6 protein-coding genes are annotated in these 7,291 nt (G+C 75.3%); 2 read left to right on the top strand and 4 right to left on the bottom strand.

The features are described from left to right. Both ACFRCR_RS00985 and ACFRCR_RS00980 read left to right on the top strand, forming a co-directional pair. On the top strand, nt 1-317 hold a 317-nt coding region (locus ACFRCR_RS00985; protein ID WP_377674718.1), incomplete at its 5' end, for a hypothetical protein. 38 nt (nt 318-355) lie between these two features. Continuing rightward, nucleotides 356-1,516, top strand: a complete 1,161-nt coding sequence (locus ACFRCR_RS00980; protein WP_377674716.1) for a glycosyltransferase — start codon at nt 356-358, stop codon at nt 1,514-1,516. Here the strand turns inward: ACFRCR_RS00980 and ACFRCR_RS00975 are convergent. The 4 genes from ACFRCR_RS00975 to ACFRCR_RS00960 are packed head-to-tail and all read right to left on the bottom strand — an operon-like array spanning nt 1,476 to nt 7,280. Next, nucleotides 1,476-2,645, bottom strand: coding sequence for a glycosyltransferase (locus ACFRCR_RS00975; RefSeq protein WP_377674714.1), 1,170 nt, complete (start codon nt 2,643-2,645; stop codon nt 1,476-1,478). The genes ACFRCR_RS00980 and ACFRCR_RS00975 overlap by 41 nt on opposite strands. Continuing rightward, on the bottom strand, nt 2,642-3,715 hold the full coding sequence (locus ACFRCR_RS00970) for a glycosyltransferase family 4 protein (protein ID WP_377674712.1): 1,074 nt from the start codon (nt 3,713-3,715) through the stop codon (nt 2,642-2,644). The genes ACFRCR_RS00975 and ACFRCR_RS00970 overlap by 4 nt, the downstream gene beginning before the upstream one ends. Continuing rightward, entirely contained in the window at nt 3,712-5,136 is a 1,425-nt protein-coding gene (locus ACFRCR_RS00965) for an O-antigen ligase family protein (RefSeq protein WP_377674710.1), read from the bottom strand. Before ACFRCR_RS00965 ends, ACFRCR_RS00970 begins: the two co-directional genes overlap by 4 nt. Further along, entirely contained in the window at nt 5,133-7,280 is a 2,148-nt protein-coding gene (locus ACFRCR_RS00960; protein ID WP_377674708.1) for a glycosyltransferase, read from the bottom strand. The genes ACFRCR_RS00965 and ACFRCR_RS00960 overlap by 4 nt, the downstream gene beginning before the upstream one ends. Nucleotides 7,281-7,291: the final 11 nt, after the last annotated feature.

Here is a 7,291-nt window from a genome sequence, read left to right as displayed (position 1 = left end):
CGTCCGACGCGAGGGCGCGGTCCCGGTCGGCGACCCCCGTCGCCCCTCCCGTCGTCGGGCAGGAGCAGAGCCCTGCGTCCACGGCCCCCGACGGCGCGGTCGCCGGGCGGGGCGCCGAGCCCGGGGCGACCCCAGCGTCCCGGCGGGACGCGGTCGCCCGACAGGGACCGCTGCTGTCACCGGAGTGGGGAAAGATCACGACCGGGGGGCAGGGCGAGGCGCGTCCCCGCACGGCCCCGGCCGCCCCGGCCCGCAAGAACGACGAGTCGGAGCAGGGCGGTAGCGGCGCAGGGCGCAGGCTGCCGTTTCGTTGGTGACGCCCGGGCGCCCGGGCGGATCGCAGCCCGGTCGACCGGTGCGCGTCCTGGTCCTCGACCACACGGGTGCGCTCGGCGGTGCCGAGCTGGCCCTGGTCCGGCTCCTCGAGGTGCTCGGCCCGGGCGTCGACGTGCGCGTGCTGCTGTTCTCCGACGGTCCGCTGGTCTCCCGGCTACGTGCGGCGGGTGCGGTCGTCGAGGTCCTGCCGCTCGACCCCGGGACGGCGTCCACGTCGCGGAGCGCGGTGGGGCGGGCTGGGCTCGCCCAGCTCGTCTCGCTGGTGCGGCTCGTCCCGTTCACGTGGCGGCTCTCCCGCCGGGTCCGCGCGCTGCGCCCGGACGTCGTGCACACGACGTCGCTCAAGGCCGACGTGCTCGGCGTGGTTCCCGCGCGGGTCGCGCGGGTCGCGCTCGTCTGGCACGTCCACGACCGGATCGCTGACGACTACCTCCCGGCGCCGGTCGCGAGGGCCTTCCGTTGGGCCTCGACGCGGTTCCCCGCGGAGGTCGTCGTGAACTCCCGCGCCACCGCGTCGACGCTCCCCGGCCCCTCGACCGTGGCGTACCCGGGGTTCGCCGTGGAGCAGGTGCGCGTGGGCGGACGTCCGCCGGCCGGTCGGTCGCCGGTCGTGGGCATGGTCGGCAGGATCAGCCCGACGAAGGGGCAGCTCGAGCTCGTGCGCGCGGCGCGCCGCGTGCTGGACGAGCACCCGGACGCGACCTTCCGGGTCGTGGGCGAGCCGAGCTTCGGTGCGGAGGAGTACGCGGAGCAGGTCCGCGCCGAGGCGCTGCGGCTCGGCGTGGCCGAGCGCATCGTCTGGGCCGGCTTCGTCGCGGACCCGTCGGCAGAGCTCGACGGTTTCGCCGTGTGCGTGCACGCCTCTCCCGTCCCCGAGCCGTTCGGCCAGGTCGTGGTCGAGGCGATGGTTCGCGAGGTCCCGGTCGTGGCGACCCGGGCGGGGGGCGTCGTGGAGATCCTCGCGGGGACGCCGGACGACCCGGCCCCGCTCGGCGAGCTCGTCGAGCCGGGGGACGTCGAGTCGTTGGCCCGGGGGATCTCGGCGGTGCTCGCCGACCCGGAGGCCGCGGCGGACAGGGCGCGCCGCGCCGCTGACGTCGCCCAGGACCGGTTCGCGGCGACGCGCACCGCGGAGGTCGTCAGCGAGGTGTGGCGGCGAGCCGCCAGGCCCGCTCGATGACGTCGCGCATCGCGCGACCCTGGGCGTCCCACGTGGGGATGTCGTCGTCCTGGTGGGTGTCGGTCGCGGCCGGTGCGGTGAGCGCGTCGCGCACGGCCTGCGGATAGTCCGCGGGCCCGGAGACCGTGACCCGGGGGTCGTCGGCGTCGCGGAAGCCCGCGACCGGGGTCGCGACGACCGGTCGCCCCACGGCCCGGTACTCGTAGAGCTTGAGCGGGTCGAGGCTGTCCGTGAAGTCGTCGACCAGGTGAGGGACGAGGAGCGCGGTCGCGTGCTGGAGGTAGGCGGGCACCTCGGTCCAGGGGCGCGCGCCGAGGAGCCGCACGCCCGCGGTCGTGAGGTCGTCGTACTCCTGGCTCGTCAGGTCGAGCACGGGCCCGACGACCACGACCGTCCCCGCCTCGGCCGTCGCCGTGGCGGTCCGGGCGACCAGGTCGAGATCGAAGCGGTCGCGGTGGACGGTGCCCAGGTAGAGGGCCACGGGCCCGGCGGGCAGGTCTGCGGGACGTTCCCTGGGCTGCCGGTAGCGATCGACGTCCACACCGTTGGTGAGGAGCGTGACGGCCCGTTCCGCGCCCTTGCTCGCGGCGAGGTGGGGCGAGCACACGGTCACCTCGTCGCACGCCTCGAGGAGGTGCGCCTCGTCCGCGAGGAGCCGACGGCGGATCTCGGGCGGTCGGTCGGCCGCGACCCAGTCGTCGGTCACGTCGTACAGTGACGGCCAGTCGGTGTCCCGGACCAGGGTCGACGCGGCGGGGTCGTTGACCCACAGCACGGGGCGCGTGAGCCCGACCCGGCGCGCGGTGCGGCGCACGAGCGACGCGAGGCGGGCGTCGACCCGGGGGTCGATGCGGCGCGGCAGGATCTTGGTGGGCTGGTAGAGCCAGAGCTGGTCGGGGCCGACGCCCTCGACGGGGTCCGCGCGACGGAGCCCGTGCCCGGCGCGCGGACGGAAGCCGCGACGGGCCTCGTGCAGCGGGTCGGCGGCGGGCTCGACGAACAGGACCACGAGCGACGGGTCGGCACGCAGCAGCTCGGTCACGAGGTACTGGTTGCGTCGCCACACGAGGTCCCAGGACTCGAGCGAGACGACGACGAGCTCGTGCACCGCAGAGGGAAGGTCGATCACGGCGTGGGGCTCCGATGCTCGTCGTGCGGGCGGCCCCCCGGACGGACGACGGTGCCGTAGACGGTCGCCGTCCCCCGGACCTGGGCCTCGGGCGTGAAGTGCGTGCGCTGGACCGTGCGCGCGGCCTCGCCGAACGCGTCGCGCCGGGCCGGGGACCCTGCCAGGGCCGCGAGGTTCTCGCCGGCGCGGTCGACGTCGGTCGACGGGTAGAGGGCGAGCGGGTCGAGCCCGGCGAGCGTCTCCAGGTGGCCGCCGGCCCCGGCGGCCACGACCGGCAGCGCGTTGGACATCGCTTCCAGGACGCTGAGCCCGAGGCCCTCGACCGGGCAGGGTGCCAGGAGGACCGCCGCGCGCTGCATGAGGTCGTCGACGTCGGACCGGGCGCCGAGGAACCGGACGTGACCGGCGAGCCCCTCGCGGGCGACGAGGGCCTCGAGGTCTGCACGCTGCGAGCCGTCGCCCGCGACGAGGAGCTGCCAGCCGTCGTCGTGCAGGCGGGACGCGGCGAAGGCGAGCACGCCCAGGTCGGTCCGCTTCTCGGGTTCGAGGCGCTGGACGAGCAGGACGGCCCGGTCGCGCCCGGCCGCGGGCGGGGAGGTGGGGCGGTCGTCGATCCCGGGGTGGACGACGACGCTCGCGCCGTCGACGTGGTCGGCGACGTACCGGCTGATGGAGATCTGCGCGCGCACCGGCCGGCGGGCGACCGTGGCGGTCAGCCCGGCGGCGGGCCCGCTGCCCCGGGTCCGTGCGAAGTGGCGCGTGGCGACGACGGGCGGCATGCCCCGGAGCGTCGCGCCCGCGAGCGAGGTCGCGATCTCGGCCGACGTCATGTGCGCGTGCAGGACGTCGGCGCCCGTCGCGGTCGTGCGGATCGTGCGCACGACCTGCGCGAGCGAGCCCGCGGGCAGGACCCGCACGGTCGGGTCGTCGACGGTGGCCCGCATGCGGGGCACGTCGCCGCCGACGACGACCACCTGGTCACCGTGCGCGGACTGTGCGCGCGCCAGCCGGGCGACGTGCCGTTCGACGCCCGCGAAGGCGTCGGAGTGCACGACGTGGAGCACTCTCACGGGGTGGGGTCCTTCCGGTGGCGGCCTGCGGGCTCGGGCTGGGGGGCGGGGATCGCGGAGGGGGTGAGCACCAGGTGCTTCGAGGGACCCGTGGCGTCGATCATCTCCTCGACCGACCGGAGGTCGTCCACGGGCAGCGTGTCGCCGGTCTCCTCGCGCGCGGCGCGCCGGGACTCGGCGTAGGCGTCGGCGCCCACGCAGACTCCCACGATGAGGAACGGCACGGACACCTGGACCGAGACCCAGAAGAGGTCGAACTGTCCCTGGATGAAGCGCATGAGGAGCACCGAGAACGCGAGCGTCCCGAAGCGCGGGTTGAGGCGCCACAGCACGACGAGCGAGCCGAAGAACAGCACGATGAACGCGACGAGCCCGACGATCCCGGCCGACGTGAGCACCTCGAGCTCGGCGTTGGGCGGCTGGAAGGTGTACTCGGTGCGGTTCGCGACCCACCAGCGCAGCCCGACGCCGACCCACGGGCTGCGTTCCCAGACGTCGATGGCCTGCTCGTACCAGGTGAGCCGCTGGTAGGCCGAGTTGAACTGGTCGTTGGTCGCGAGCTGCTCCTGGACCGCGGCCCACACGAAGTACACCGCGGGGATCGCGGCGAGCAGGATGAGCTTGGACCGCTTGCGGTCGGGGTCCGCGCGCAGGGTGATGAGGACGACGCCGATCGCGAGACCGATCAGTGCCTGGCGCGACTGCGACGCGAGGATCGCGAGGCCGAAGAGCCAGAACGCGGGGTACGTGAACGCCTTGGGCCACCCCACCCACCAGGGGCGGGCGTAGGCGAGCAGGGCCGCGCTCCCCAGGACGCACCCGACGAAGTTCTTGTGCATCGGGAACGGGATCTGGAGGTACACCGGTCCCGTGTCGCCGGCCGCGAGCTGCTGCAGGGCCGTGAAGCACGTCAGGGCCGCGATGATCAGGCACGGGATCATGAACAGCGTCAGGCCGAGCCGCGCGCGCCCCGCCCGGCCCACGGCCCACCCGACGAGCAGTGCGCCGCCGACGGAGAGCCAGGCGTGGAACCACTCGACGGTGTTCGCGGTGTACGGGTTGGCGATGACGGTGAAGAGCGTGGCGACCTGGTAGAACGCCGAGAGCCACAGGAGCGAGCGCATGGGGCGCGAGAGGGGCCGCTGCGTGAAGAAGAGCGCGAACCAGAACGCCCCGAAGAGCGCGAAGTCGCTCAACGAGAGGTTGACGGCGTCGCCGCCGACGCGCTGGACGATCACCATCGCGGGCATCGCGAGGATCGGCATGGCGGCCGGCTCGTAGATCGTCATCCCGACGACGAGGACCAGCGCGGCGACCGCGACCGAGATCGCGGTGTACTCGGGCACCAGGAGGCCGATCCCGACCAGGACCACCGCGACCGCGACCGATCCCGCGGCCCAGGCGAGGGACCGGCGGATCACGTCGTGGGGCCCGTGGTCGCGAGGCGGGCGAGCATCTCCGCCTCGGCGGACAGGGGGCCGCGCGCGTACAGCCGGAGCCGGAGCAGGGCCAGGTCGCGTCCGGTGCCCCGGAGCGCGACGGCTCGCGCGGCGGAGCCCGCGAGGACCCCGGCGCGTGCCACGTGCCAGCCCGCCGCGCCGAAGTGCTTGCGCAGGTACCGTTCCTGGGACGCGTGGAAGTGCGTCTCGCGGCGGGTCGGGTCACCGCTCGTGGCTCCGCCGAGGTGCAGCGCCTGCACCTCGGGCACGGCCAGGTGGCGCCTGCCCAGGAGTGTCGCCCGGTAGGCCCAGTCGGTCTCCTCGGCGTAGAGGAAGAAGTTCTCGTCGAACGGCCCGACCTGCTCGAGCGCGTCGGCACGGAGCATCAGCACGGACCCGATGACGAAGGACCGGTCGGCGGTGGCGCGGCGCAGCGAGCCGAGGCCCACGGCCTCGATCCAGGTCCCGGCCGGGGACGGATAGGGCCAGACGACGCGTGCGGTCTCGCCGTCGCCGTCCACCTGCGCCGGGCCGACGCTCGCGAGGTCCGGCGCCTCGTGGAGCCGGGCCTGGAGGGTCAGGACGTCCTCGGGGCTCACGACGGCGTCCGGGTTGAGCAGGAGGACGTCCGACCCGGGGGTCTGGCGGTGGTGCAGCGCGTGGTTGACGCCCGCGGCGAAGCCGCCGTTGCGCCCGGGATCGAGGTAGCGGGCGCCCGCGAGCTCGGCGACCTCCCGGATCTGCGGCAGGGACGAGTTGTCCACGACGGTCAGCGGGAGCTTGCCGACGAGGGGGGCCAGCGCGTCGCGCACCAGGTCGGGGGAGCCGTACGCGACGAGGACCACCTCGGGCGGCATCCGCCCGCCGCCCGACGGCGGAGCACCGGTTCCCGGGGTGTGCTCGCCGTCCGCACGGGTTGGGAACCCGGCGGGGGACGCGGGCGCGGGGTGCGCCGTCGCGTGCTGGTAGAGGGCGAGGTAACGTCGGGCGACCTCGGGCCACGAGCACGACGCGGCGCGCGCCAGGCCCCGCGCGCGGAGCGTCTCGGCCAGGCCGGGCTCGTCGGCGACCCGGACGAGCGCCTCGCGCAACGCCCCGGCGTCACCGGGTGGGACGAGCAGGCCCGCGCCGCCCACGACGTCGGGCAGAGCGCCCGAGTCGCTCGCCACCACGGGCGTGCCGCACGCCATGGCCTCGACCGCGACCCGACCGAACTGCTCGATCCAGCCGGGGGTGTCGAGGGACGGGACGGCCAGGACGTCGAGCGAACGGTAGAACGCGACCAGGTCGTCGCCCGCGAGCGGTCCGACGAACCGGACCCGGTCGCCCAGCGGCCGCGCCCGGTCGCGGAGCATGCGGGCCGACGGGCCGTCGCCCGCGAGCGTCACGTGCAGGCGGTCGTCGTCCCGGGCCGCTGCGAGCAGGACGTCGCCGCCCTTGTGCGGGGCGAGGCGCCCCGCGTAGCCGACGTGCACCGGCTCCCCGGCCGGCCCCGTCGCGGGGCGACCCGGACCAGGAGCGGGTGCGACGCCGTCGGGCAGGAGGGCGGACAGGCCGGGGGAGACGGCCTCGCCCGGGGAGAAGACCGACAGGTCCACGCCCAACGGGACCACCTCGACCGCCCCCCGGGCGCCCTTGTCGCGGACGATGCGCGCCGCGGCCTCGTTGCACACCGACACCGCGGCCGCGCCGCGCAGGGCCGCAGCCTCGAAGGCACGGAACGGCCAGGGGTAGCGCTTGGGGATGTTCTGCGCCGAGTACAGGACGTAGGGGGGCGCCGGGCGGTGGCGACGTCCCGGGAGGAGGGCGCGGAGCCGTCGCAGGGACAGGATCTCCGCCGTCGCGAGCGCGAACGGCTCCTCGTGCAGGTCCAGGACGTCCCACTCCTGGCCCAGGGCGCGCCAGAGCGGGCCCGGGGCGTAGACGAACAGCGCGGGGTGCGAGCCGAACGTCCGGACGCCCTCGACGGGTTCGCCCGCCCGGGGCGTCAGCGGGACCGTCGTGCCGCCCTCGTCCCACTCCCGCGCCGACAGGAGCCCGACGTCGAGCCCGGTCGCCCGGAGCTCGCGCTCCCGCTCTCGCCACGCGTCGACCACGGCGCTGTGCGAGACGCGGAGGATCCTCATGTGGGAGATTG

Origin of the sequence: Oerskovia sp. NPDC056781 (assembly GCF_042789955.1) — a bacterium.
GTDB lineage: Bacteria > Actinomycetota > Actinomycetes > Actinomycetales > Cellulomonadaceae > Oerskovia > Oerskovia rustica.
Note: the sequence above shows the minus strand (reverse complement) of the source record. Positions and strands in the feature narration are given on the sequence as shown.